Below are 24948 nucleotides of genomic sequence, written 5' to 3' on the forward strand. Positions count from 1 at the left end.
AATCTTAACTGTCCCAACCCCAAACGAAGCGGGCGCTCCAGAGGACGAGCAAGCAGCCGAGGGCTATCCAGTCTCGGATTTTCAATTGCAACTGGTGCCATTCTACCCGGTGTCGATCGGGACTGGTGAAGCCGCGAACTTTCATGGCGCTGGCAATTTGTTCAGCTCGCAGGAGCAAGTTTTCTAACAGTCGCTCGGCTATCATCAACCACACTTGAGCGGCGCTGCGAAATCCGAGTTTTTTCCAGTTTATCGCTCTGGTTCTGACCGATCGCACTAAATTTTGTATTTCTTCCAATACTAGGGGAATGAATCGCAAAGATAAAGTTAATGTTAAGGCTATTTCGGTAATAGGCCAGTTCAAGCGGCGCAAGGGCTGCATTAAGTTTTCAAGGGCGGCGGTAATTTCTTCGCTGGCTGTGGTGAGAAGGTAGAGGTTGGTGCTGTAAATTACTGTAAAAAATAGGGTGCTGACGTTTATAGCTAAATCTAGGGATTTGCGGGTGATTTTAATCGGGCCTTGTTTGAATACAACGTAACGGTAGTTTGTGGGTTGGGGGAGTTGATTTGGGCTTTGGGCTTTGGGATTGGGGATTGGGGAGTTTGAGCCTAAGTTAAAAGATTGGTACCAGGGTTTGGGCTTTTGAGGGGCCCGAAGGGTTGCGGGCTGTTGGGAAAAGGTTAATTCGTCGGCAGGGATGCGGGGCTGGTGTTCTGCGGGGAGTCCGTCGGGGGCGATCGCGCTGAGGCAAAATACTAATAGGCAGAATAGCAGCAGCATTCCCATTTGCTGTTTCCACACGCGCAAGGGAATTGCTGCTGTTAGTGTCAGTACGATTAACATTGCTACTAGCATCAACCGCCAGATGGGATTGGCGAGTATTGGCGCAATCAGAAATGTCATCAGCCAGGCTAGTTTTACGCGGGAGTCTAGTCGGTGAAGCCAGGTTACGGGCTGTTCTAGGTAAAGTCCTATGGGGAGCGATCTAAGTAAGTCCATTTGGGGATTTTAGATTTTAGATTTTAGATTTTAGATGGTCGATTATTAATAATAATTTATTGAACCGCGAAGACACGAAGGAAGAGCAGAGAAAAAAACGCAATTTGCTTTGGTCGTTAAATTGCGTTTTTTATTGAATCTAAAATCGAAAATTACTTGACGCGCAGTGCTCTATTTGTTGTGCTCATTTCTGTGGCACGAACTTTTTTGCCTCTCCAAAGTAGCCGCATTGGTGTACCGGTAAAGCCTAGATGTTTGCGGAATTGGCTTTCCATGTAGCGGCGGTAATTTTCGGTGAAGCGTTTGGGATCATTGACAAATAGGGCGATTGTCGGTGGCTGCGATCGCACTTGAGTACCGTAATAGATTTTGCCTTGTTTTCCTTGGCGGGTAACTGGGGCTGAGTGCCAGGTTGTGGCTTCTTCTATGACTTCGTTAATGACGGCGGTAGGGACGCGACGTTTGTGTTCGTCGGAGGCTTTGTCTACTAATTCAATGATTTTTTCAACTCGCTGTCCACTCATGGCGCTAACAAAAATCATTTCTGCCCAGTCGAGGAAATAAAGTCGGGTTCTTACTTCTCTTTCGTACTCGTAGATGGTGTCGGAGTCTTTTTCTACCGCATCCCATTTGTTGACGACTATGATACAGGCGCGACCTTCTTCGCTGATGCGATCGGCCAATTTTTGGTCTTGATCCGTAACGCCGTCAATTGCGTCAATTACTAACAGTATGACATTGGCGCGGCGGATGGCTTTGAAAGCGCGGTTGATCCCGAAAAATTCTGCGCCGTATTCGACGTTTTTCTTTTTGCGGATTCCTGCTGTGTCGATCAGGCGGTAGGTTTTACCGTTGCGTTCTACTAAGGTGTCGATCGCGTCGCGGGTTGTGCCGGAAATCGGGCTGACTATGGCGCGATTTTCTCCGAGAAATGCGTTTAACAAACTCGATTTTCCGACGTTGGGACGACCGATAATTGCTACTTTAATTTCCTCAACTTCTGGTAATACTTCCGTGGGAAGGTAAGTAATTAATTTGTCAAGCAATTCGCCGGTGCCGTTGCCGTGAATGCCGGAAATTGGGTAAGGTTCTCCCATTCCCAATTGCCAAAAGTCGGCTGCTTGGGTGAGTCCTGTATTTTCCGATTCGCATTTGTTGACGGCGAGAATGACTGGGACTTTTTGCAGTCTCAGCCAAGATGCAATCGCTTCGTCGCCGCCGGTGAGTCCAGTTTTTCCGTCTACTACGAAAATGGCTGCGCTGGCTTCTGCGAGGGCCGCCATGGCTTGTTCGCGAATTAAAGGCAGAAATTCTGTCTCGTCGTCGAATACTAGCCCGCCGGTGTCTACGACTTGATATTCCCGATCGCCCCAGTATGCTGGTCTGTAAGTGCGATCGCGCGTGATTCCTGGTTCGTCGTGGACGATTGCGTCTTGGGTGTTGGCTAAACGGTTGACGATCGTCGATTTGCCTACATTGGGGCGTCCAATAATAGCAACTATAGGTAGAGACATAAAAGTAGCAGCAATGAGGCTGCGCCGTAATTTTGAGCTTTAGTCTTGTATTGTAAGCTAATCTGACGAGATTTTTATAGATTGAGGCTGTGTTTCTGTCTTTTCATGCTGTAGGCGGTGTTTTACCGATCGCCCGTTTAAACATCGAACCCTAAAAAATAGCCACAGCCTATGGATCTGCATTCCCAGCCCCACTCTGAGAATTAGAAATAAAACTTAAATAACTCAACAAATCATCTCATCTGTGGTAATTCTTTGATGATTATGAAGGTAGATATAGGATTTTAGCGATCGGCTATTATTGAAAAAAAGCAGGAGTTTAGTTTTTGACGAAAGCTTAAAACAGCAGCTTAAAAATGGAAACTAAATTTCCCTCAAAGCTCAAAACATTAGGTGGTAATATGGCTGTTCTGCAACTAGAAGACGGTAGAACATATACGGATATCCGGGCGATCGCGAGTCAACTGGCCGTTTTAAATATTGAGATCGATTCCCTGCCCACAAACAAAAATCCGGCGTTTCAGGAACTGCTAGTTCAAGACATTCTCAATGTTACAGAAAAACAGCAGATTCTCGGAGCATTTAATAGCGAGTTTGAAGAGTTTAAGCGCGCCAGCGGATATAAGTGGTGCGACTTGAAAGTGCTGCATCCAGGTTCGCAGCAGATTTACGCGCTCATGACTCAAAGTGATCGCACTCACACCCACACAGATGCAGAAGTTCTTCACATTTTAGCTGGGGAATGCGTTTTTGGGTTTGTGTATTCTAACGGCTCTCAGGTACAATTAATGCTGCAAGCTGAAGAATACATTAAAGTACCTGCCAATACCGAACATTGGTTTTATCTCACTCCGTCGTTGTACTTGAAAGCCTTGCAGTATTACACCACCGCTCAAGGCTGGGTTCCTCAGTATACTAACAGGAAACTAAAAATTAAAAACTAAATCTAGGGTGCGCTTCGGCGCACCTTTCTCTATCAAAATAGGCGAGTGAAATGGCAACAATACAAACAAAGTATCTCTCTAAAAGACGAGAATTAAATGCTCTCTACTTCATTAGGTGCGGCCATTTCAATTTCTTCGCAACGCTGCAAAAGCGCTTCTATTTCCTGAGCCAAAAAAATTACTTCCGGCCAAGAAGAACCGTTAATTAAATCTTGAGCGTGAGCTAATTTGTTTCTCAATGCTTCTGCTGACTTTAAAAAACGCTCCCCGTAGCGTTTGGATTTGAGCCCCAGCCGATCGACTATTTCAGCAGAAGTCAGGATTAAATCTCGCTTGTCGCAGAATTGCAGGTAATCAATTAAGTCAATTGCTTCATTTCGCGATCGCCCCATTTCCCATAGGTGTTTGGCGGCTAAAATGCGATCGCCCTTAAGCAATTTTTGCCAAGAATCTTGGGGAAAGTAAATCCGCACGATCCGCAATAAATTCATTTCCAGAAGCGTCACCAATCCAAACAGCAGCATCCGCACCGGTGCTTTTTGCAAATCGCCGCAGGTAACGATCCCGTCGATCCTGTTGCTTTCTAATACAAATAATCTCGGTTTTTCTCGCAGCAGCGGCAGCAATTCCATCAAAGGAGTGGCGGCGGCAATTAATTGGGAGGGGTGAAAAATTTGCTGGTAGTCGCTGCACTTGCCTGTCTTTAAGTGCGATCGTTCTACATAGCCGCAAACCGTGCCGTTTTCTTCGATACCGAGCACGTCAAAATCGCGGGTCTCCATCCACGATCGCAACTTGGCTGCGTCTTCGCAAGCGGGGACAGCTTTCAGCGGTTCCGCGAGATATTTAACTGTAATGCTGTCTTTGAATAAATCCCGTAAGTCGGCGGAACTTGATTTTAAATGTTTCATTTCCGGTAATTTCATGGATCGTTGCTGCAAGTAGAGACGCGGCATTACCGTGGGAAGCATCTCAGTTTTGTAACAAGTATTTTTTAGGAGTGGGAGGCGGACGATCGCACAGGGATAGTAAAAGCAAAACTGAGATGCTCGCTTAGCGTGTCTCTCCAAATTTCATGATATTACTTACTGGCTAACTCCGGGCAATAATGGTTGGCGGCAAGAGTAGTAATAATATCGGCATCCGCCAGAAAACTTTCTTTGACAGTTGGATTTTCGATACTGACAGCTTGCCCGATCGCTCTTAATTTAACTTCCGGCAGAGAAACTCCCGATTTTGCTTCCGCACACATTCTTTTAGCGGCCGCAATTTTTTGACCAGGTGCCCTTTGGATGGCTTGCAGTAAATTATCCGTTGCTTCGGGAGAGTAACTTTTTGCTAAGCGTTTGTAGTCTTCGAGAAATTTCCCATCGTTTCCTGTCAGCTTAATGTCGGATTCTTGAGGCGAACACAACAAATTTAAGTTAATTACTTCTCCCACTGAATTAACAAGAAAACATCCTTCGCGTTCTTGGGCGATCGCGCTTTGGTTGCTCGGTAGAAATTGTATAATAACGGCGGACATAACAGCAGTTAAACGCGAGTAATTTAGCATGGGAATTATGTAATATATTTGGCATTTTTAACCGCACAATGCGGAGCAAGACGGGTGTTTTTGAGTTAGAGCGTGTCTGGTAAATTAACCAAAATAATTGTAGGGGCTGGTTTCACCAACAATCTGTAATTCTAACTAAAAATCTACATAAACCCGCCCTCCAAGCTGTCGGTAATTCAACAAACATAATATTATCAGATGAGCATTTCGTTGTCTATGGAAGTTTTCATTAACAGCAAACATCCCCCTTGTGTGAGGGAGGAATGTATGGAACCGGGAACCGATCGAATGTAGTCGCCTTCATGGCAAATTTCCCCTTCTACAATTAAGTCTCCTTCTAATACAAACACTTCCTCCGAGGCAGCGTGTCGGTGCAGGGGAAATGTTACTCCCGGTTTGAGTCGCAGCAAGCAGGTAATTTGGCGATTTGTTTTGTCAATATAAAGCTTGCCAAATGAGACTCCCGGAACTCCATAAGATTTCCATTTGACATCATTCGATCGCACGATTAAAGATGGAGCATTGTTCTCCGTTGGAGAGGTAACAATTGGCTTTAAATTGGCTGATTCTGCCTGGGTTGGTGGCAGTTCGCCTATGCGCTGTAACAGGCGGTTTTTGAGGTCGTGGGCGACTGGAACTGGGGGGGCTGTGTAGGCGATCGCGGCAATTGTTGATTCCAAAGCAGCTAATTCACTTGTAAGTTCTGCGGACTCTTTCAATTTCTCTGCAAATGCGCCGCGTTCTGACTCGTCGAGGATATCGAGAGCTTGAAGGGCTGCAAGGATTTTATATTCCTCGTCTGGCATCATTTCCATCTGTTTTCCGCCATTAATTGTAATTCAGCCTAGGTTGATTTTAAACTGGAAATTGGTCTGCTGCCCTCGCACTCAAGATGGATGATTGGAGAGGCCATAATTTTAGATTGAGGTTAAACAACTTAAATTTTGTTTTTTGACCATCTAAAAAAAATGTTCGCTCAAAGCTTGACGCAATTTGGAAATACCCAACCGAATTCTGGTTTTAATTGTACCTGTCGGGATACCAGTTTTAGCTGATATCGCCGCGCAAGTCAGCCCTTGGTAGTAGGCGAGTTCGATCGCCTCTTGCTGTTCCTTTGGCAGTTTTTCTAAGGCTGCTTTGACTTGTTCCCTGCGTTCTTTAAACATTGCATCTTCCATCGGTTCTGCAACGCTAGAGATGGGTATTTTAGCATTTTCGAGACAAGCTTCAGCAGCCCGGACTGTTCGCTGAATCGCTCGGAGCCGATCGAGGGAACGACTGCGGGTCAGCATGAACAACCACGTATCTGCTCGACTGCGAGAAGGATCGTAAGTTGCTGCTTTTTGCCAAATTTGGGAAAAAACATCGATTACCACTTCTTCAGCTTCTTCTACCGAACCCAGGATTTTGTAAGCGAGAGCGTAACTTGGGCGACCGTAGCGATCGTAAAGTTTAGCTAATGCCGTTTGGTCTTTCCGGGCAATCTGCACTAAAAGCAGCGATTCATCGCCTGACTTCTGGCCTGTCATTTCAGTGTACCCAAAATTTTTGTTTTGACGGCACAGATCCAAAATTAACAATTCGACGTATATCACTACAGAACATAATTGTAAGTTTGAAGTTGGGGGTACAAGCTGGAGGATGCCTTTTCAGGCTAATTTTGTCGTGCTTTGAATTGTAAAAATCCCAAGTCATCTTGGATTTTACCACCTAATTAGTGATTTTTTGGAGACTTACCAATCCGCTTTATGCAGAACGAAAAAATCCCTGAGCGTGAAGAGTCAAAACCGCGCCATTCACTCGTTCCCAAGCTTTGTTCGATCGCTCCCAAGAAGAGTCTGGAAACCCATATAAGCGATGCTCTGTTTCTTGTAGAGCGAGGGAGGATGTGTCTCCGATCGGGCATTTCCAAGAATAGTCCGGGAACGAGTAAATCCTTACTTACCCACTTTTTTACATAAATTAGTCTGGCAGCACAGATCCAAAATTGCCAAACCTTCGTATACCACCAATAGGAGAAGGCTCAGCAATAGCGCAAAAGCCCGACAGGTTGACAGATTTCAACCTGTTGCTACAAAAGTAAAACCCGCGAAGGCGGGTTATTTACCATTGATTTGTGCAAAAATTTCATTGAAATAAAGGTGCTAACTGTGAAGCTCACAAAAAAAATTCGCCGAACCATACTAGCTATTGAAGTAGCTCTAATTGCTCTATTAACTCCAGGGATAATTGTCGCTTCTGACCACGACGACGGCGAAGTAGATATCAAAGGTCGCGCGGTCAATTTAACTGACCTGTATGTATATCGCGAAAAAGACCAAAACTCCGGGGCTGCAGACGGGGATTTAGTATTTACCATGAATTCAAATCCCAGGTCTGTAGCCCGTTATCAATATTATTTCAGCACTACAGCCCTCTACCAATTTCACATCACGCAAGTAGGTGACGTGAATTCTACACCTACTGGACGTTCGGATATTATCTTGCGGTTTGCCTTCAGTCCGCCTAACAATCAAGGTATGCAAGCGGTAGCTGTAACTGTTGTTCGCAACGGCTCGGAGACAACTACTAAGGCTACAGTTAACGGCGGGCTAATTGCCACAACTCCGCTGAATTCTAATGCTGTTTTGAATACAGTACCTGTGGGCGGTTCTAACTTGACTGTATTTGCGGGTTTACGGGAAGACCCGTTTTTCTTTGATGTAGAACAATTTTTCCGAGTTCGCGCTGCAGCTTTGGGAACAGGGCCGCGCACTGCTTTTAAGCAACCGAATCAAGCGGTTGACTTTACTAAAGGTTACAACGTCAATACAATTGCCGTGCGCGTTCCGAAAGCGTTTTTGCAAGCAGGAAGTGCGGCGAATACTTTTGATGTTTGGTCAACTGTTTCTATCAGAGACGGAGCTGGCGGTTTCAAACAATTCGAGCGTTTGGCCAGACCTGCAATTAATGAGGGTTTAATAGTTACTCCCGCTTATCTGGAAGCATTCAATAATATTCCTCCGAGATCTGATTTAAGCGCTGCAGCAGCTCCGGTGCGTCAGGAAGCTGTTGCTACTCTGAATGCTGTGGATCTTTTGGACGGTCGGGATAATGTCGATCCAAATGCGATCGCCGGAGCTTTCTTACCCGATGTCATGCGGATCGATACCACAAAAACTAGCGGTTACGCTAGCGCGACCAATGCTCAAGGAAGCTTGATCGGAGGTCGTATGCTGATGGACGATGTTATTGATATTACTCTGGGAGCTTTGGTGGGTTCTCCGGTTGGCGATAATGTTTCATATAACGGAACTCCGGGAAATCCGGCTCAGGGACACAAACCTTTAGAACGGAATTTTCCTTATTTGGCTTTGCCTAATTAGTCATTAGTCATTAGTCATTAGTCATTAGTCATTAGTCATTAGTCATTAGTTATTAATCATTAGTTATTAATCATTGCTTATTGGCTAATGACTGATAGAAAATGCTTTTTTTAACCGCAGATGAACGCTGATTAACGCGGATGTATGAAAACTAAAACCAAACCGGAAATAAAATCGGATATTTTGTCGTGGTGGCTGCTGATAGTCGTTCCTTTAGTTGGCATGGTAGTAGTGAATTTACCACCTAATTTGCGTGTTATTTTAGATAATTTTTCTAGCCAAAGTTCCAAAAATCTAGATGCTAATTACCGCTATCATTTCTCGGAGAATTTGAGAAATAATCCTAATCAAAAGGAAGCTATTCAGCAAGAGATTACTTTTTACCAGCAGCGATTGGCTGTTGATTCCCGCAGCGGTTTGAACCGGGCGGCGCTGGCGGGATCTTATTTAAAAATGGCTCGCGCAACAGGGGAGGGAGGTTGGTTTTTATTGGCAGAACAAGCGGCTCAAAGGTCGATCGCCGATTTGCCTTTTGACAACCAAGGTGCGCTGTTAGTTTTAGCTCGAATTGCCGAAGCCAGACACGATTTTGCTACTGCTTTGCGCTTTGCTAAACAGGCGGGTTCTGACAATGAAGATGCGATCGCCCTTTCAGTTACATCTCACTTAGCGATGGGAAAAGTGAGCGAGGCAAATGCAGCCGCAGAAGCTTTAGTTAACCGGATTCCGAACTTGGGTTCCCTCACTTTGAGAGCTTTAGTGAGAGAGTCTCAGGGCCGAGATGCTGAGGTTTTGCAGGATTACCGCCAAGCAATGGTGGCGGAGGAACCGGGAGAGGTTGGTGGTTCGGCGCGGGCCCGATCGCTCTTGGGTCGATTTTACGCGCGTCGTGGGCAGTTTGTGCAGGCTAAAGCGCTGTTTTTGGAGGCGCTGCGGTTGGTGCCACGATACCCGCTGGCGCTGATTTATTTGGCGGATTTGGAGACGCGGCAGGGCAATTATCGGGAAGCGGAAGGCTATTACAGCAAGGTTTCTGCGTATTCTGGCGGGGTTGAGACTGTGTTCGATCGCATTGTCGATCGCGGTATGGCGAGGGTGAAGGATTTGCAGGGAGATGCGATCGAGTCCCGGCGACTTCGTGACAAAGCAGAAGCTGGGCTGCGACAGGAACAGGTTTCTGGATCTGGGGGTTTTGGCCACCGCAGGGATTTGGCAAGTTTGCTGCTGGAAAAAGGTCGATCGCAGGATGTCACGGAAGCGCTGGCGTTAATGCAGGAGGAGGTGAAAATTCGGCGGGATGCGGTGACGCTGGATACTTTGGCTTGGGCGCTTTCCGCCGCTGGGGAATGGCAAAAGGCCGATCGAGTGATGGCCGAAATAGTGCGATCGGGGATTCGGGATGCGGGGATGTTTTACCGGGCTGGTGCGATCGCCCGGACTTTAGGTAAGGATACCGAATCTCGCGCTTATTTTCAAAAGTCCAAGGAAATTGACCCGAGTTTTGACGATCGATCCCGCCAAGCATTGGGTTTGGGAAGTTATGAATTTTGAGATTAACTAATAGCAGCCATTCTGCAAAGTTCGCCATTCCCTCAATCCGCCAGGGGTTTCAACCCCTGGCTAAAAGCTTAAGTCCTCTTGCATAGAACTGAAATGCACAATTGTTGAATTTGATTAGCTATTCAGTCGGTTTCAACCGACTTTCGCTATGAGACGGGGATTTCAATCCCCGGCGGGCTTGCGGGTAAGCGCCCCGGAAAAATCACAACAAAAACAAATAATTCATCCGAAAATTACTAACAAAACAGGTATTTATGCAGTACAAACTTAACCGAATATCAAAATTATTCATCCTATTTTTCGTAACACTTTCATTCTTACTAACAACCTCAACCAGACCAGTTTACTCCCACTGGTCAGACTTATCCGTAGCAGAAATAGTAGTCAAGGATTTGCAAACCGAAATAACATTAACTTTCCCAACAGGCTTAACAAACTTCGCCGACGACAATCGAGACAGCCAGCTACAACCTGCTGAAATTCGCACCCACCAAACACAGCTAGAAAAGTTTTTCAGCCAACAAATCCACCTGACCAACAGTAGCAACATTCAAGGATCAGTAGCCATAACACCGCTAGACATAGCAGCTAAAACCGCCAGTGTTATCCAGCAGCCCAATACCCACAGCACCTTAATTTTAGAATACACCTGGCCCGCACCTTCTCAAGATAAAACCCCCCATTTAGCTGACTCAATTTCCATCTCCAAACCAGAGAAATTGCGGATTAATTACAATCTGTTTTTGCCAGAAGTTCCGACAGCTAGCTGCCAAGCTACGATTGTACAAGCGGGTGCTGTAAAAAGCTTTGTGTTTACGCCGCAAAACCGCGACTTTTTGTTAGCCGGAAATGAATCTATCTGGGATTCCGGTTGGAGTTTTCTGCTCGCAGTAGCGGGAGCATTTGCTTGGGGATGCGTGCACGCGATGTCGCCCGGACACGGAAAAACCATAGTCGGCGCTTATTTAGTGGGTTCGCGGGCTACTCCGGTACACGCTTTATTTCTAGCAGCGACCACTACAATTACTCACACTGCCGGCGTGTTTGCTGTGGGCGGAATTACTTTGTTTGCTTCTAACTTAATCGACGCGGAAAAATTAGATCCTTGGCTGAGTTTAATCTCTGGTTTATTAGTAGCCGTAATCGGGTTAAACTTACTCTTATCCAAAATTAAGACTAGGTTGGTAGTGAGGACTGAAGTTATCCAAAAAATCAAAACTAAAATTTTTAATAAAAACTGGTTTTTAAGGAGTAAAGTCCTTGCTGCGGAATGTGAAGAACCAGTAAATCTTTTGAGTCGAGGAAGTTGGGAGCGAGAATTCAAGCCTGTAAAAGCCGATATACCTCACCACTACCACCATCACGGAGACGGCCGGATTCACTCGCATTTGCCTCCCGGTGCTGACGGTTCTGCTATTACTTGGAAAAGCTTATTAGCGTTGGGAATTTCCGGCGGTTTGTTGCCTTGTCCTTCCGCTTTGGTGATGCTGTTGAGCGCGTCGGCTTTGGGCAATGTTGGTTTGGGAATGACGTTAGTGGTAGTGTTTAGTTTGGGATTGGCTTTAGTGCTGAGTGCGATCGGATTAATCTTAGTTTATGCCAAACGAAATTTTGATAAACTGCCAAAACAGATAACAGCAGTTAAATTTCTGCCGACGATTAGTGCGATGTTTGTAATGTTTTTGGGGTTGGGAATTACCGGACAGGCGATGTTGAAAATATTTGCTGCAAATCAGTGGGTAATTGGCAATGGATAAGCATAAAATTAGGACTCTTTCTCCTAACTGCAAACTTACGAATAAGTCTGCTTTTAGATACCCGATTTCTGGAAGAATCCGGGTATCTGGTATCCTGTTTTTTAGCCGTTGCTCACTTATCAGGCCGCACTATGTTTATTAATAATTTGGGCTAAATCCGGTACTCCCTTTTCTACGTAAGTCTTAGCTGAGGGGCGGAGTTTGGCATAGGCGCCTTTAACCATCCCTCTTGTGCTTTTCTCGACCCTTTTGTCACTTATCTGGAGCAATTCGTCTGCTACTTCACCTTTTCTTTGAGCAAAATATTCGACTGGGTTGCCATTGTTTACGGCTTCAGTCCACATCGGATCGAGTGCGATCGAGATTTCTGGCAGAAGTTGATCGACGACTTGGGCGCAATAGTCAGCCCGTATCCCCTTGACAGTAGAGTAGGCAGCTTTAAGAGCCATACCACCCAATCCTGACGCTGCAGCAACTTGTTGGTCAATCAACTTTACACAGTCATCAACAAAAGTTTCTCTGTGGTTTTCATTCAAGAGAATATCACTAAGTCCCATTTTCACTTTCCTTGATTTAATAGTCAATGTGCTTATTAGCTTTAAGCTTAATTTGACATCATATATCTATTTTGAGCCTTTACTCAAGGTTTCCCAAGTTTTTTAAGGTTTGAATGTCTCTATAAGACAACCTGATGTTGAGATTTGTTTAGTATTTTATGGGGATTAATGTTCGATATACTAATTATTGGCCTACGGTTTGTAGTAAGGGCTTTAGTCCTTATTAGGTGATATTAATGAGGACTAAAGCCCTTACTACAAACTGATGAGTTGTGAACACTCACATAAAGAGAAGAACTCGAAAAAAATATTAGAAAGGCTCTGCCTAAGTCCGATCGCATTTGCACGTATGAGCTGGCACGTATCATTAGGATTGGACATTCGGCTGGATGCCTGCAGGTACTGCAACGATCGGAAGTTTCTGGGTTTGAGCCGGCCGATCGCTCGATCGCAATACCAAATTTTTCGGTAACGGCGCGGAAGTGCTTAGTCCGGGAAATATTTGAAGCGATAAGGTTAAGCCGGCAGCTAATAATAGTTTTTCTAACATGGCATTGTCTCCCATACATACGCCCTAGGGCATAATTCCTCTTACACCTACAACATATAAACATCCTCAGTCCCTTGGTGCGATCGCACGGGCATAGTTTAAGTGACATCTATCACCACTGAGCAGGGGGTGATGGGAATAGGGGGTGTGGGGATAGGGGGGTGTGGGAAATAGGGGGTGTGGGGAAGATTGGGAAATCTTGACTCGCACTTCTGGCGTCAACATCCGTTGAACGTGTTAAATCCTATACACGGCGCATTGCCAAACTTCCCTAAAAATCAAGAATTGTCCTAGAGAAAGAAGCCGTTGAGTCTCTGTCAAAGGTAGAATTAGCGCGTAGAAGTTATTTGACACAGCGGAGGTACCGACAATATGCTTGCATACATTCTGGCGTTGGCGGTCGGTCTAGGCAGCTTCAGTATTTACATGGCGGCCTTCTTTTTTCCAGAAGTGCACCGCAAAAGTGATTTTACGTGGAGCGGGGTAGGGCTTTTTTATGCGTTAATTTTATGGGCTTGTGCGGGACGAATTACTGGTGCTCTCCTGCTTGGTCAAATGGCGGGCGTGGCGATGTTGGGCTGGTTTGCCTGGGAAACTCTGACTTTGCGCCGGCAGGTGACACCGGTTGCTGAGCAAACGCCGATTCCTCAGTCGGCGAATTTGGCGGCAGCAGGCGTGCCGTTTGCTGGCTTGTTTACCAAGAAAAAAGAACCCGCAGCAGCGAAAAAACCTAAGTTTGTTCGATCGCCCAAACCGAAAACTGATGTGGTTCCAGCACCCACTCTCGATAAGGGCGAGGTAAAGCTAGAGGAACAGCCGGCGATTCCCCCCATAGCTGAAAGTATTGCCGAAAGTTCGATCGAGCCGACGGCCGAAAGTGCGCTCGCCCCTGACTTGAAAATTCCCGACTCGAAACCACCTGCAATTGCAGAAATACCAGTGTTTTCAGTCGAAACTCCTGCTGCTGAGACTTCACCAACCCCAGCAGAATTAGCCAGCAGCTTCACTCCTCTACCTCTACCTCTAGAAATTTCAGAAATAGCCGTTGCACCAAGTGTGGAGCCAGCAGAGGCTCAGCCAGAACCTCCACAGCAGCCAGAAGCCGATGATTTTGACGAGGAAACAGAATGGAGGACAGCCGTTAAAGAGTCGCAGGCGGCAGCGGCAGCGGCGGCCCCAACTCCTCCTAAACCAGCTAAAAAATCCGGCGGTTTCGCAAGTCTGTTCGGCAATATCAAAAATAGTCTCGGCGGTATGTTGGGAAGAGGTGCGGGTAAAAACAAGTCTGATGCAACTCCGCAGACGCCAAAACCTTCAGTGACTCCAGAATCGATCGCACCTGAATCTAAAATAACGGCAACTCCTGCAGCGGGGATCGACCAAATTCTCGAATCCGAATTAGCCGAGGCGGCTGCGGAAGTGGCAGCCGAAAGTAGCAACACAGTTGTGGAAACAAGCCTTGGAGTGCCGTTTCCCACCGATGTTGAAGCAATGGCCGAGTTGATGGCGGCAGACATCGCGAGTTTTGACAAAATAGGGGAAACTCCGATCGAAGATCGATCGTCTGCTGACACCCAGACACCTCTGGTTGCAGTTGGTGAACCGGAAGCAGCAGCAGGCGTACTAGAAGCAGAAGCCCCTGCTGTATCTCTGGAAACCCAGACACCGCTGGCTGCGGTTGGTGAACCGGAAGCAGCAGCAGGCGTACCGGAAGCAGAAGCCCCTGCAGTATCGATAGAAATGACTGTGGTGGAAATGGCAGAGCCTGTAGAGATAGAAGTACCGGGAGAACCTGGGTTGAGCGTGCAGGTGGAAACGGTTTCAGTATCAGTGATCTCGATCGAATCTACAGGTGAAGAACTCTCTTCTGAGGCAGAAAAAACTGAATTGAGTCCCCCGAATCACCCCGATCCGAATCTAGTCGAAACTGCTAAACCGGCCACTGAATCCAAGTCTGAGAAGGTATCCGGCGAAGATCAGCCGTCATCTTGAGGCAGAAAGTAAAAGGTAGAAACCAGAATTTTTTTTATTCTGCCTTCTGCCTTCTTACTTTTTACTTCTTACTTTTTTCTTCTGCCCTCTTCCTTCACGCTTGACTTCAGTCCTCAACATCGATCGGTTAAATCCGTTAAATCCGTTATGTGGTTTCCGATTGCATCGGGATAATAAAATTGAGTCAACAGTTAACACTCAACCATTTAGTTTTTAGACTCCGAGTCAACAGTTAACAGTCAACAATCAACAATCACGGACGGTGTAACCGGAATAGATATTAAATCCCTTACACTGCGCGTTGCCGAACTTCCTTCTCCCTTAATATTATGAAAGCAATTATGGTCGTGGGAACAACATCTCACGCAGGGAAATCTTTACTCGTGGCAGCTTTGTGTCGAATCTTTTCTCGGCGAGGCTGGCGGGTAACTCCGTTTAAAGGTCAGAATATGGCACTGAATTCCTATGTCACAGCGGCCGGCGGAGAGATTGGTTACGCTCAAGCAGTGCAAGCTTGGGCTGCGGGCGTCGCACCTTGGGTAGAAATGAATCCGATTTTGCTAAAGCCACAAGGAGACATGACTTCTCAATTAATTGTCAAGGGTCGGGCGATCGCCAATGTGCGAGCATCTCAATATTACGAGCAGTATTTCGATATCGGCTGGCAAGCTATTCGGGAATCTTTAGAATTTCTCAAGCAAGAATTTGACATGATTGTGTGTGAGGGAGCCGGCAGCCCTGCTGAGATTAATCTCAAACACCGCGATTTAACAAATATGCGGGTAGCTAAATATTTAAAAGCTCGAACTTTGCTAGTAGTTGATATCGATCGCGGCGGTGCTTTTGCTCACATCATCGGTACTTTGGAATTGCTCGATCCCGACGAACGAGCTTTAATTAAAGGATTCATTATTAATAAGTTTCGAGGACAAAAATCGATCTTAGATCCGGGTCTGACTTGGCTAGAAGAAAGGACTGGAATCCCGGTAGTTGGGGTGATTCCTTGGATAGACGAAGTGTTTCCCTCAGAAGATTCTCTCGATTTGCTCGATCGACGTTCTCCCAATTCTCAAACCGACATAAATATTTCGGTCATCCGCCTGCCCCGAATTTCCAATTTTACCGACTTTGACCCCTTAGAGTCGGAAACTTCCGTCACCGTCAAATATGTCAGCCCAAAAGACCATTTAGGCCATCCAGACGCCGTAATTTTACCAGGCTCTAAAACTACAATTTCCGATTTGCACGTGCTGCGCCAAACAGGTATGGCAAAAGCTATTCAAAATTATTTAGTAGCTGGCGGTACAGTCATGGGAGTTTGTGGTGGCTTTCAGATGCTGGGAGAAAGTATCACGGATAAAGAAGGCGTGGAGGGAGAAAGGGGAGAATTTCCAGGATTGGGATTGCTGCCTTTGAAAACTGCGATGGCACCGAACAAAATTGCCCGCCAACGCATCGTAACATCTAACTATCCTCAACCGGGTTTGCCAGTTTCCGGTTACGAAATTCATCAAGGAAAAACACAAATCCTAGAGTCAGATTTGACTCAACCGCTATTTGACGATGCTAGTTTAGGCATTGTCAATACTTCTCAATCAATTTGGGGTACATACCTGCACGGCATCTTTGACAACGGAGCTTGGCGGCGAGCTTGGTTAAATCACTTGCGGCAGCAGCGGGGACTCCGCGCCTTGCCTACTGGTATTCCTAATTACAGAGAACACCGAGAAGCTCTGTTAGACTCTCTAGCAGATACAGTGGAAAAGCATTTAGATATCAAGCATATTTTAGGTTAATTAGTTAACTGTTGACTGTTGACTGTTGACTGTTGATTATTGTTTATTAGAGTTGAGGTTCAAATTCAATGACAAAAGTTTGTTTTTTACCTGATAACGTGACAGTTCAAGCTGAACCGGGAGAGCTTTTATTAGATGTAGCCAAACGTGCAGGGGTTTCTATTCCTACTGGCTGTCTCATGGGTTCTTGTCACGCTTGCGAAGTAGAAATTGATGGCGGAGATACGATTTGTGCTTGTATTTCAGGCATCCCTTCGGGGAAGAAGCAAGTGACAATTAATCTGTATGTTGACCCGACTTGGTAATTTGTTAGTTGACGGTTGACGGTTGACTGTTGACTGTTAACTGTTAACTGTTGACGGACAACTGACAACTGACTAATTTTTTTGCCATTCTTGCTGTTTTTTGCGAGCCGATTGCAGCCATTTTTGGGATTCGGGATAAACCGTTGTGCCGGGTTTGACAGATTCTAATTGATTGATAATTTGTTGCAACTGGCTGAGGGAGTAACCGGGATTTTGAGAATTCACATCTTTTTGCAAGTTTGCCAACAAGCTTTTAGCTTCTTGCAAGGCTTTGGCAGAATCTTTTTCTGCTTCCAGTCTAATCTGGGTAATTCCTAAATTTTTTTGATATTCAGCGAGTTTAGTTTGAGCGTCGAGATAACCAGGGTTATCGACAGAAATCAATTTTAGTCGGTTAATTCCTTCTTGCCACAATTCTGCTATTTGCTCCCACTGTGCCGCGGGATGGGGAGGCTTTTGGGAGGCGACGGCGGCGGATAGAGCAAATTCTTTAGCAGCTTCAATTAAGTTGTCAGCCTGCACAGAACCGGTGGCGACGCCGCCCATTGCTTGAAAGTCTCTTTCTGCTGCTTTGAGTGTTTTCTTAGCCGTTTCTCCTGCGAGGGTTTCGGCGGGAATTTGATTGAGTTGGTCGATCGCACTTTGCCAATTTACCGTCGCTTTTTGTCTATCCGCAGCAGTTTTGGCTTGCTGATACTCCTGTTTCGCGGCCTTTAGCGTTTGTTCGACTTGATTTAACTGAGTAAAAGCATTTTTTTGCTGGAAAATCTGAGCCTCCATCCGCCCCACATTTTTGCGGGCGGCTTGAAATTCATCGACTGTAAACCGCCAACGGCAGCCGAAAAAAGAGCAGTAGGTTTGTGGATAATAACCTAAAAACCAAACTGGCAAGGCGTCGAGGTGTTTTTGCGCCTCTTTTGCTTTAATTTCGCCCAAGTCAAAATCAGCGACAGCCGTGGCTTTATTGATTAGTTGATCGGATTGTTCCACAAGGGCGATCGCCTGGCGGTAATTGTGATCCATACTCATAAAACTCGGCAGCAACAATATCGGCATTGTTTTCGCCACGGGCCAGCGAATCATCGGAAAAGGTAGATTTAGCAGCCAAATTATCCCTGCAGCACTTCCCAGCAAACTCCCAGCAAAGATGATTTTACCGAACAATCCGGGCGGGCGGTTGGCTTTGACGGCAGCTTTGAGAGCTTGTTCGCTGAAGTTGGGAAATTCGTCTTTGAAGGTATCGCGGATTTCTTCTATTGAGGCGAAAGTGCCGTTTTGCAAGCGTAATTTCTCCAACCGCTTGATTACCATCCGTCGGTAGACATCACCGGCTAGACTATCAGCCGCCGCGCACTTGTCAACTTCGGCCCGCAAAATTTCAAAAGCTCGATCGGTAAGACGCGCCATAAAACTCACCTATTCCCTTTTAATTATTTTACAGGTTCCCGTGTAAATAATTGTTAAAATATATAAAGCCCACATCAAATATCCGAATTAATTTCATGCCGACTGCTTTAATCACCGGTGCTTCTGGCGGAATTGGTGCAGCCTTTGCCGCCGAATTAGCCAAACGCCAGCACAATCTAATCTTGGTAGCTCGATCCGAAGACAAATTGCAACAGCTAGCTGCTACACTGCAACAGGAATTCAATATTTTAGTCGAAATTATCGTTCAAGATTTGACCGCACCGGCCGCTGGAACTGCTGTATTTGACGCAGTTGTTAAAAAAGGTTGGACGGTTGATTTGTTGGTGAACAATGCGGGTTTTGGTGATTACGGTGTTTTTGCCGATCGCCCGCTTGACAAACAAGTAACCATGGTCCAACTAAATATTGTAGCATTAGTTGAACTATCGCACTTGTTTTTGCAGGGAATGAGGCAGCGAAAAGCAGGAAGTATCATCAATGTTAGTTCGATCGCAGCTTTTCAACCGATGCCGTACTTGTCGATGTATGCAGCTACTAAAGCCTTTGTTTTGAGTTTCAGCGAGGCACTTTGGGCGGAAAACAAAGATTTAGGAATTCGCGTTTTGTGCCTTTGTCCAGGGCCGACCGAATCGGACTTTTTCGCAGTAGCTGAATTTCCTAAATCAATGGCATCCAGTAGCGGGCAAAAACTCGTTCCCGCAGCGGAAGTAGTGCGAGATGCTCTCAAAGCTTTAGACAAAAATGAGTCTCATGTTGTGACAGGGGGAATTCCCAATCAAATCATCGCCAATATGCCTCGATTGATGCCGCGAGAACTTTTGGTGAAGTCGGTAGAAAAGGTGTTTCGGGCGAAAGCTTAATTACGAAGGAAGTTCGGCAAGGAAGTAGTCTATCTACGGGATTTAACGGATTTAACCGAGGTGGGTTCTAGGAAAGTTCGGCAACAGATTGTGTACGAGATTTAACCCATTTAGCCGAGATTGGGAAAAAGGAACAGGGGAAAAATTCCTAATTCCCAATTCCCAATTACTAATTCCGAGAATTACAAATATCGAGTTAACTGGACTCGATAGCGTTCCTTCTTAGTAACCGCAACTTCTCCAATTTCCAATCTTCCCTTGCCGGTAACAGCAATTAAATCTCCCGACTTGACATTATAACTAGCTTGAGTAACGTCTTTCCAGTTAACTCGCACGTCACCGCTGCCAATTAAATCGGCCATTTTGCTGCGAGACATTGCGAATCCAGCGGAGGCGACAGCATCCAATCTCATGGATGCTTCAACGGTTGTCATTTCTTTCTTTTTGGGTTCTCTAATTTTGAGTTCGCTCAACTCAATGCGCCGCGTTTGCACAGGAACCGATCGCACTTGCTGCAAACTCATCTCCAAATACTCTACCATCTCCGGCATGACAATCGCTTGGGCGCCGCGTTCTCCCAAAACAATCACATCGCCAGTTTTCTCCCGGACAATTCCCGTACCCAACATCGCCCCCAAAAAGTCGCGGTGAGAAGCTGTATCGAACAAGAAATTGCCAGCGATTTCTACTGCCGCAACGTTAACGCTACCAGAGTCGATCGGGATATCCGATCGCGCGATCGCAATTCTTTGTCTTTCAGCTTGCGGGTAGCCGCCCCAAGCCACTAATTCCACGTCTGTTAAGCGCTTAAATACCGTCAGAGTGTCCGCCAATTCTGGAGGCGACAGAAAATCAGTCAGAGTAACTTCCCAAGTTTTAATTGCTTGTTCCGCTTGGTCGATCGCCCGCGCCACACATTCGCGGTTTTCAATGCCTTTTAACAGTTCTTCTCTTGGTAACATCAGTCAATTTTAGATTCTAATTTGCAATTGCCAAAGCTTGCTGTAACTAAAAAGTCTACTTTTTTAACAGTCGCACTAACTTAATTATAGTCTAAAATCATCAAATAACGATCGTATGATTTTAGTTGCTGGTAAAGCTGATATGATGAGCACGATTATTGTACCAAATCGATGAAATCTTCGAGTTAAAGTTTTTGCAAGAGTTCGATCGAGTATGGCAGCAAAATTGTCCACCCAATTACTTATTCTTCTTCACCCGCAAATACAACTCTTCCATCGCCTCAATAAACGAACCATCCTTGTGCCAAAACTGTGGAAAATCTCCCTGTTTCTTCACCACGATCGCACTTACACCACTCTGCGCTGCCACCTCAATCGTCTGCGGTAATCGCTTCGCACCATGCCAAAACTCTTTCAGGCTGACCGTTTGCGCCTCACTGGCGATCGCCTGCGTGTAATAGGAATCCACCGCCACAGGGGCCGCTGCATCCGCCGTTAACTCGGCAGAAAGCGCCATTCCCAAAGGCGTTTTTGCTAATTCCCGGTGCAGCACTTCCTTAGAAAGCCCCCGTAATTCAAACAGTAAAAATGGATCTTTGTCCAATTCGGCCGCCACCAAATAATAAACTCCGGCAATATGTTTGCAGGGATTGCTATAGTCTGGGCAAGAGCAAGTAGTCTTAAAGTCCTCGCGGCTGCTGGGTAAAAGGTGCAATCCGAGGGGTGCAAAAGCCTTTTCAATATTGTCGGGCATTTCGTTGAGTAGCAGCCGGGAAATGAAGCTGGCTTTTGATGCCATTTGGGCGATCGCCACTTTCCACTTTGCCTGACTAATTGGCTCAAACTCAATTTTAGTTTTGTACAGAGGCTCCTTATAAACCCCAAAATAAGGATTTACCGACCCCCTTACTTCTGCCATCACTAAGCCATCATTAATCTTAAAGCTTTTTACCTTGTCATTCCTGGCATAGGAACGTCCCCTTCCGAGTCGTCCAGAATCGGTAAATCTTTCCAGCCCATCGATAAATTTATTTCCCCACCAAGTCCGAGTAAATTGTGACATAAGCTGTTCTGCATTTAAATTGTATATTTCGATGACAATCAAAAATCCTCTCCCTCTCTCCCCCTCTCCCCCTCTCCCTCTCTTATGTTGTTTCTCCTAATCTAGAACCGCATTTTTATTAAGCCTAATTAATTTCTTAAATGCCTCATTATCCAACTCAGTCAACCACGACTCATCCGCACCAATAATTGACCCTGCCAATTTCTTTTTGTCCTCAATCATTTGGTCAATCTTTTCTTCCAACGTGCCAATTGCCACAAACTTATGCACAAACACATTTTTTTCCTGTCCAATCCGAAACGCCCGATCCGTCGCCTGATCTTCCACCGCCGGATTCCACCAGCGATCGAAATGGAACACGTGATTGGCTTTTGTCAGCGTAATTCCCACGCCGCCCGCCTTCAGTGACAGAATAAATACCGAAGGTTCAGACTCTGGATCTTGAAACTCTGAAATCATCCGTTCCCGTTTTTCGCGACTCGTTCCCCCGTGGATGTAGTAAGTGTTGTAATGTAGCGTTTGTTTAATATATTTTTCCAACGCGCTTCCCAGTTCTGTAAACTGCGTAAATACCAATAAACTTTCGCCTTCTGCTTTGACTTCCTCAATCATCTCGATCAGCCGTTCCAGTTTGTGCGATCGCTCTGGTGTAAACTCACTTTCATCCTGCAAAAACTGGCGCGGATGGTTACAAATTTGCTTCAGCTTCAGCAGTGTCGCCAAAATCATCCCCTTGCGCTTCATCCCTTCCGCCGCGTCAATTTCTTGTTCTACCTCTTTGACAATTGCTTCATAAAGCGAAGCTTGCTCGCGGGTGAGATTGCAGTAGAGCTTTTGCTCAACTTTGTCGGGGAGATCCTGAATAATCGACTTATCGGTTTTCAGGCGCCGGAGAATAAAGGGTTCTACTAATTTTTTGAGCGCTGCCGATTGCGTGCGACTCGCATTTTTTTGAATCGGGATCTCAAACAACTTCCGAAACTGTGCCTCTTTGCCCAGATAGCCCGGATTGAGGAAATTAAAAATTGACCATAAATCCAGCAATCGATTTTCCACGGGTGTTCCAGTCAATGCCAGTCGATGGGTAGCGGGTAACTTTAAAATCGCCTTGGTTTGCGCCGCTTTCGGATTTTTAATATTCTGCGCTTCATCAATTACCACGCGATGCCACGCTACGCTGCTCAACAGTTTCTCGTCTTTTCGCACCAAGGTAAAGGAAGTAATCAACATATCGCAACCTTGGACGGCGGCTTTGAATGCTTTGGCATCTTGCAAACGTTGAGGGCCGTGGTGGATGAGGGATCGCAATTCTGGAGCAAACTTTTCCATTTCCTTTTGCCAGTTACCAACTACGGAAGTGGGCGCAATTAGCAGCGTGGGTAGAACCGAATGTGCGATCGCTTTTTCTGTCTTCTTTTCTGTCTCTTTTGTAGTAGATAAAATTTCCCGCTCTTGCAATAATCGAGCAATTACCTGCGCCGATTTACCCAAACCCATATCATCGGCAAGACAGCCATTTAATCCCAAACTTTCCAAATAACTCAACCAAGAAACGCCGCGCTTTTGGTAATCCCGTAACTTGCCCTGAAACTTTGCTGGATCTGCAATTAACTCTAACCGACTCTTATCGTTCAGCTTCTCCAACATATCCGATAAAGCCCGATCGCGCTCAACCTCCAACTGTTCGCTCGCTTCTCCTTCTGCCGTCAACTTCATAAAGTCAATTAGGCTTAAATCGGGATGTTCTTGGCGATGTTTTTTCCAAAACTCCAACATCTCCTGCATCTTGTCTTTGTCCAGTTCCATCCATTGTCCTCGGAACTGCACCAGCGGTGTTTTGCTATTTACTAACGCCTGCCATTCTTGTTCGCTAACCCGTTCACCCCCGATCGCCAATTCATATTGATATTCCACCAAGGAATCCGCCGAAAACAATCCTTTGCCCTTGATTGCAGCGCTCTTGCTGCCCTTCCCTTTGACTTGCAGGCGAATCTTCGCCCGCTGCCGTCCCTTCGGCGTCCACCAAGCGGGGACAATCACTTTGTATCCGGCATCTTCTAATACCCAAGCGGACTCGCTGAGAAAGGTGAAAGCATCATCTAAGCTGAGGGTAATGTTAACGGGTTTGTCGGTTTCTAGCCCTTGCCAAAGTTGGGGATAAATGCGGGCAGCGTAGCCGAGATTTGTCAGCAAATGTTGCTCAAAGTTGTCTCCGAATTGTGTTTGCAACTGTTTTTGTTGAGTCGATCGCGATCGCCAATAATCCTGCAACGGCATCCGCAGAGATGGGTCTTTTTTCGCAGCCACCTGAAACTCTAAAACCCAAGGCTGTTCGGGGTTTTCGGGGGATTGTAGTTGAAAGCAGAGGGAGAATGAATCAGCAGATTGATTGCGCGTAATGCGATCGCGCCAGGTTTGCCATTGCCGATATTGTTCAAGGCTTACTCGCGCGATTTTTCGTGTTTGGTTGAGGCAGATTTGCAGTAAAGAATCCGCAATCTTATTTTCAAACGATGCTGGAATGGGGGTTTGAGTGACAATTTCCGCGATCGCACACTCGGAAAAATGCCGCAGCAACCGTTCGCGATCGTAGAACTTTGGTGTATCTTGTAGCTGGATCTTCCGAAAACCGGACACACAAACTAAAGGCATCCATTCAACATAGCGTTGTAAATCAGTTTCGTACTGTGTTGAAACAATTTCCCATCCCGGATAAATCTCAAAGCTGGGTGCAATTTTGGCAGGTGTTTTTGGAGTTTTTGCAGTTGTTTTGGTTTTTGTCTCGCCCGCTTTCTTACGCCCGCGCGTGGCTTTCTCAGCGGGTTCAGATGTTTCGATGGGTGCGATCGCGATCGGAGCAGTTTCTCGATAACGCAACGCCGGAATATAATGATCTTTCAGAACAATTTGCTTAAAATTTTGGGTGTAGTGATACCAAAATAGCAAGTCTGAACCAAACTGAACTTCTGCTACATCGTAGAGGGCAAAAAAATGCAGATCGTTCAATACTTTAGTCAAAGTGTGGGTGGCGATGCACACACAATCAACTTGCCAATACTCCAACTCAAATGTTTCGGGTAACTCTGTCTCTAAATATCGCGCTAGTTCTAAAGATGGCAACGGCTGGTTGTCGGCAGTGGGCAGTAAAAAATACCGAGGGACGATCGCGTATTCTCGCCCCATCGCACTTGTATTGCTGACTGGTGGCAGTTGAATCCCGGCTTCTTTCGTTAGAAACTCTCTTAACTGTGCCGTCTCCAATTGTCGGGGATGAACCTTAGCAGGCTGTTTTTTCTTTTGAGTGGTTTCAACCCAAAGACAAAAAGTTCCACCTTGAACAAAACTCTCTTCTATTTGAGGAATCCAAGTGCCGTGGAGGATTTTCATAGGTCATACCAAACGCAACCTTTGGCAGCCTATCATATCATCTATTAGCGGGAAAAGATAAGAAGGTGGTTGAAACCGCTGCTATACAAACGATCTCCGCCTCCGCGGACTAAAGAAAATAACGTAATTTTACCGCGCTATCTTTAACCCGCGTCGGCGGGTTTTGCTTGTGGAGACGAGGTTTCAACCGCCGAGTCCTCTTTAACCAGCCTCTGCGGGTTTTGACTTGATAGATGCGGTTTCAACCGCCGAGTCTTCTTACCCAAAAATTGGGTTTGGTTGAGTCGATGGGAGGTATTACCCTCCGCACCTCTCAGTTAGATCCGGACGTGCGATTTTCACCGCATCCGGCT

Annotated in this window: 20 protein-coding genes; 8 read left to right on the plus strand and 12 right to left on the minus strand. The window is 46.0% G+C overall.

Translation table 11 applies throughout. From position 1 onward, the window contains the following. Window positions 1–4: 4 nt before the first annotated feature. Both QUA10_RS02600 and der read right to left on the minus strand, forming a co-directional pair. Window positions 5–1000: an energy-coupling factor transporter transmembrane protein EcfT gene (locus QUA10_RS02600; protein WP_333080775.1), complete on the minus strand. Its 996-nt coding sequence runs from the start codon at window positions 998–1000 to the stop codon at window positions 5–7. Between the two features lie 152 nt (window positions 1001–1152). Beyond that, entirely contained in the window at window positions 1153–2514 is a 1362-nt protein-coding gene (gene der / locus QUA10_RS02605; RefSeq protein ID WP_333080774.1) for a ribosome biogenesis GTPase Der, read from the minus strand. Between the two features lie 356 nt (window positions 2515–2870). Between der and QUA10_RS02610 the strand changes: the two genes are divergently transcribed. Beyond that, window positions 2871–3458 (plus strand): acireductone dioxygenase, encoded by a 588-nt coding sequence (locus tag QUA10_RS02610; RefSeq protein WP_333080773.1) that lies wholly within the window; start codon window positions 2871–2873, stop codon window positions 3456–3458. 92 nt (window positions 3459–3550) lie between these two features. Here QUA10_RS02610 and QUA10_RS02615 read toward each other — a convergent pair whose 3' ends face one another. From QUA10_RS02615 to QUA10_RS02630, 4 genes are all read right to left on the minus strand, one after another. Then, window positions 3551–4528, minus strand: coding sequence for a hypothetical protein (locus tag QUA10_RS02615; RefSeq protein ID WP_333086161.1), 978 nt, complete (start codon window positions 4526–4528; stop codon window positions 3551–3553). An 11-nt stretch (window positions 4529–4539) separates the two neighbouring features. Next, window positions 4540–5013 (minus strand): DUF732 domain-containing protein, encoded by a 474-nt coding sequence (locus tag QUA10_RS02620; RefSeq protein ID WP_333086162.1) that lies wholly within the window; start codon window positions 5011–5013, stop codon window positions 4540–4542. A 194-nt stretch (window positions 5014–5207) separates the two neighbouring features. Continuing rightward, a complete protein-coding gene (locus QUA10_RS02625) occupies window positions 5208–5828 on the minus strand; it encodes a cupin domain-containing protein (RefSeq protein ID WP_333086163.1) in 621 nt (206 codons plus the stop codon). Window positions 5829–5972: 144 nt separating this feature from the next. Then, the gene (locus QUA10_RS02630; protein ID WP_333080769.1) at window positions 5973–6542 is read right to left on the minus strand and encodes a sigma-70 family RNA polymerase sigma factor; all 570 of its coding nucleotides are present in this window, start codon (window positions 6540–6542) and stop codon (window positions 5973–5975) included. Between the two features lie 621 nt (window positions 6543–7163). Here QUA10_RS02630 and QUA10_RS02635 point away from each other — a divergent pair. From QUA10_RS02635 to QUA10_RS02645, 3 genes are all read left to right on the plus strand, one after another. Beyond that, window positions 7164–8378 carry a DUF4331 domain-containing protein gene (locus tag QUA10_RS02635; protein ID WP_333080767.1) on the plus strand — a complete coding sequence of 405 codons (1215 nt, stop codon included), beginning with the start codon at window positions 7164–7166 and terminating at the stop codon, window positions 8376–8378. A gap of 144 nt (window positions 8379–8522) precedes the next feature. Beyond that, window positions 8523–9929 carry a tetratricopeptide repeat protein gene (locus QUA10_RS02640; protein ID WP_333080766.1) on the plus strand — a complete coding sequence of 469 codons (1407 nt, stop codon included), beginning with the start codon at window positions 8523–8525 and terminating at the stop codon, window positions 9927–9929. Window positions 9930–10192: 263 nt separating this feature from the next. Beyond that, window positions 10193–11695, plus strand: a complete 1503-nt coding sequence (locus QUA10_RS02645) for a HoxN/HupN/NixA family nickel/cobalt transporter (protein ID WP_333080765.1) — start codon at window positions 10193–10195, stop codon at window positions 11693–11695. 119 nt (window positions 11696–11814) lie between these two features. On the opposite strand, the gene QUA10_RS02650 is transcribed toward QUA10_RS02645, so the two are convergent. Together QUA10_RS02650 and QUA10_RS02655 are read right to left on the minus strand one after the other, a co-directional pair. Then, window positions 11815–12252, minus strand: a complete 438-nt coding sequence (locus tag QUA10_RS02650; protein ID WP_333040283.1) for a DUF6918 family protein — start codon at window positions 12250–12252, stop codon at window positions 11815–11817. Window positions 12253–12619: 367 nt separating this feature from the next. After that, a complete protein-coding gene (locus QUA10_RS02655) occupies window positions 12620–12802 on the minus strand; it encodes a hypothetical protein (protein ID WP_333080764.1) in 183 nt (60 codons plus the stop codon). Window positions 12803–13174: 372 nt separating this feature from the next. Between QUA10_RS02655 and QUA10_RS02660 the strand changes: the two genes are divergently transcribed. The 3 genes from QUA10_RS02660 (at window position 13175) to QUA10_RS02670 (ending at window position 16895) form a co-directional block, all read left to right on the plus strand. Further along, window positions 13175–14794: a Ycf66 family protein gene (locus tag QUA10_RS02660; RefSeq protein WP_333080763.1), complete on the plus strand. Its 1620-nt coding sequence runs from the start codon at window positions 13175–13177 to the stop codon at window positions 14792–14794. Window positions 14795–15123: 329 nt separating this feature from the next. Continuing rightward, window positions 15124–16590: a cobyric acid synthase CobQ gene (cobQ, locus tag QUA10_RS02665; protein ID WP_333080762.1), complete on the plus strand. Its 1467-nt coding sequence runs from the start codon at window positions 15124–15126 to the stop codon at window positions 16588–16590. Window positions 16591–16658: 68 nt separating this feature from the next. Further along, a complete protein-coding gene (locus QUA10_RS02670; RefSeq protein WP_333080761.1) occupies window positions 16659–16895 on the plus strand; it encodes a 2Fe-2S iron-sulfur cluster binding domain-containing protein in 237 nt (78 codons plus the stop codon). 72 nt (window positions 16896–16967) lie between these two features. Here QUA10_RS02670 and QUA10_RS02675 read toward each other — a convergent pair whose 3' ends face one another. Further along, window positions 16968–18302, minus strand: coding sequence for a hypothetical protein (locus tag QUA10_RS02675; protein ID WP_333080760.1), 1335 nt, complete (start codon window positions 18300–18302; stop codon window positions 16968–16970). Window positions 18303–18397: 95 nt separating this feature from the next. Here QUA10_RS02675 and QUA10_RS02680 point away from each other — a divergent pair, with 95 nt between their 5' ends. Continuing rightward, window positions 18398–19183, plus strand: coding sequence for an SDR family oxidoreductase (locus QUA10_RS02680; protein WP_333080759.1), 786 nt, complete (start codon window positions 18398–18400; stop codon window positions 19181–19183). Between the two features lie 182 nt (window positions 19184–19365). Here the strand turns inward: QUA10_RS02680 and QUA10_RS02685 are convergent, their stop codons facing one another. From QUA10_RS02685 to QUA10_RS02695, 3 genes are all read right to left on the minus strand, one after another. Beyond that, a complete protein-coding gene (locus QUA10_RS02685) occupies window positions 19366–20145 on the minus strand; it encodes a photosystem II S4 domain protein (protein ID WP_333080757.1) in 780 nt (259 codons plus the stop codon). Window positions 20146–20383: 238 nt separating this feature from the next. After that, on the minus strand, window positions 20384–21208 hold the full coding sequence (locus QUA10_RS02690) for an SWIM zinc finger family protein (RefSeq protein WP_333080756.1): 825 nt from the start codon (window positions 21206–21208) through the stop codon (window positions 20384–20386). A gap of 96 nt (window positions 21209–21304) precedes the next feature. Further along, a complete protein-coding gene (locus QUA10_RS02695) occupies window positions 21305–24595 on the minus strand; it encodes a DEAD/DEAH box helicase (RefSeq protein WP_333080754.1) in 3291 nt (1096 codons plus the stop codon). Between the last annotated feature and the right edge of the window lie 353 nt (window positions 24596–24948).

Source organism: Microcoleus sp. Pol8_D6 (assembly GCF_036700965.1).
Classification (GTDB): Bacteria; Cyanobacteriota; Cyanobacteriia; order Cyanobacteriales; family Microcoleaceae; genus Microcoleus.

What these genes read in the sequence shown, in the direction of transcription:
- QUA10_RS02655 (WP_333080764.1), bottom strand. Translation starts at nt 12,802, where the DNA reads ATGTTAGAAAAACTATTATTAGCTGCCGGCTTAACCTTATCGCTTCAA.
- QUA10_RS02695 (WP_333080754.1), bottom strand. Translation starts at nt 24,595, where the DNA reads ATGAAAATCCTCCACGGCACTTGGATTCCTCAAATAGAAGAGAGTTTT.
- QUA10_RS02685 (WP_333080757.1), bottom strand. Translation starts at nt 20,145, where the DNA reads ATGTTACCAAGAGAAGAACTGTTAAAAGGCATTGAAAACCGCGAATGT.
- QUA10_RS02600 (WP_333080775.1), bottom strand. Translation starts at nt 1,000, where the DNA reads ATGGACTTACTTAGATCGCTCCCCATAGGACTTTACCTAGAACAGCCC.
- QUA10_RS02650 (WP_333040283.1), bottom strand. Translation starts at nt 12,252, where the DNA reads ATGGGACTTAGTGATATTCTCTTGAATGAAAACCACAGAGAAACTTTT.
- QUA10_RS02690 (WP_333080756.1), bottom strand. Translation starts at nt 21,208, where the DNA reads ATGTCACAATTTACTCGGACTTGGTGGGGAAATAAATTTATCGATGGG.
- QUA10_RS02660 (WP_333080763.1), top strand. Translation starts at nt 13,175, where the DNA reads ATGCTTGCATACATTCTGGCGTTGGCGGTCGGTCTAGGCAGCTTCAGT.
- QUA10_RS02640 (WP_333080766.1), top strand. Translation starts at nt 8,523, where the DNA reads ATGAAAACTAAAACCAAACCGGAAATAAAATCGGATATTTTGTCGTGG.
- der (WP_333080774.1), bottom strand. Translation starts at nt 2,514, where the DNA reads ATGTCTCTACCTATAGTTGCTATTATTGGACGCCCCAATGTAGGCAAA.
- QUA10_RS02625 (WP_333086163.1), bottom strand. Translation starts at nt 5,828, where the DNA reads ATGGAAATGATGCCAGACGAGGAATATAAAATCCTTGCAGCCCTTCAA.
- QUA10_RS02630 (WP_333080769.1), bottom strand. Translation starts at nt 6,542, where the DNA reads ATGACAGGCCAGAAGTCAGGCGATGAATCGCTGCTTTTAGTGCAGATT.
- QUA10_RS02610 (WP_333080773.1), top strand. Translation starts at nt 2,871, where the DNA reads ATGGAAACTAAATTTCCCTCAAAGCTCAAAACATTAGGTGGTAATATG.
- QUA10_RS02670 (WP_333080761.1), top strand. Translation starts at nt 16,659, where the DNA reads ATGACAAAAGTTTGTTTTTTACCTGATAACGTGACAGTTCAAGCTGAA.
- QUA10_RS02645 (WP_333080765.1), top strand. Translation starts at nt 10,193, where the DNA reads ATGCAGTACAAACTTAACCGAATATCAAAATTATTCATCCTATTTTTC.
- QUA10_RS02680 (WP_333080759.1), top strand. Translation starts at nt 18,398, where the DNA reads ATGCCGACTGCTTTAATCACCGGTGCTTCTGGCGGAATTGGTGCAGCC.
- QUA10_RS02675 (WP_333080760.1), bottom strand. Translation starts at nt 18,302, where the DNA reads ATGGCGCGTCTTACCGATCGAGCTTTTGAAATTTTGCGGGCCGAAGTT.
- cobQ (WP_333080762.1), top strand. Translation starts at nt 15,124, where the DNA reads ATGAAAGCAATTATGGTCGTGGGAACAACATCTCACGCAGGGAAATCT.
- QUA10_RS02620 (WP_333086162.1), bottom strand. Translation starts at nt 5,013, where the DNA reads ATGCTAAATTACTCGCGTTTAACTGCTGTTATGTCCGCCGTTATTATA.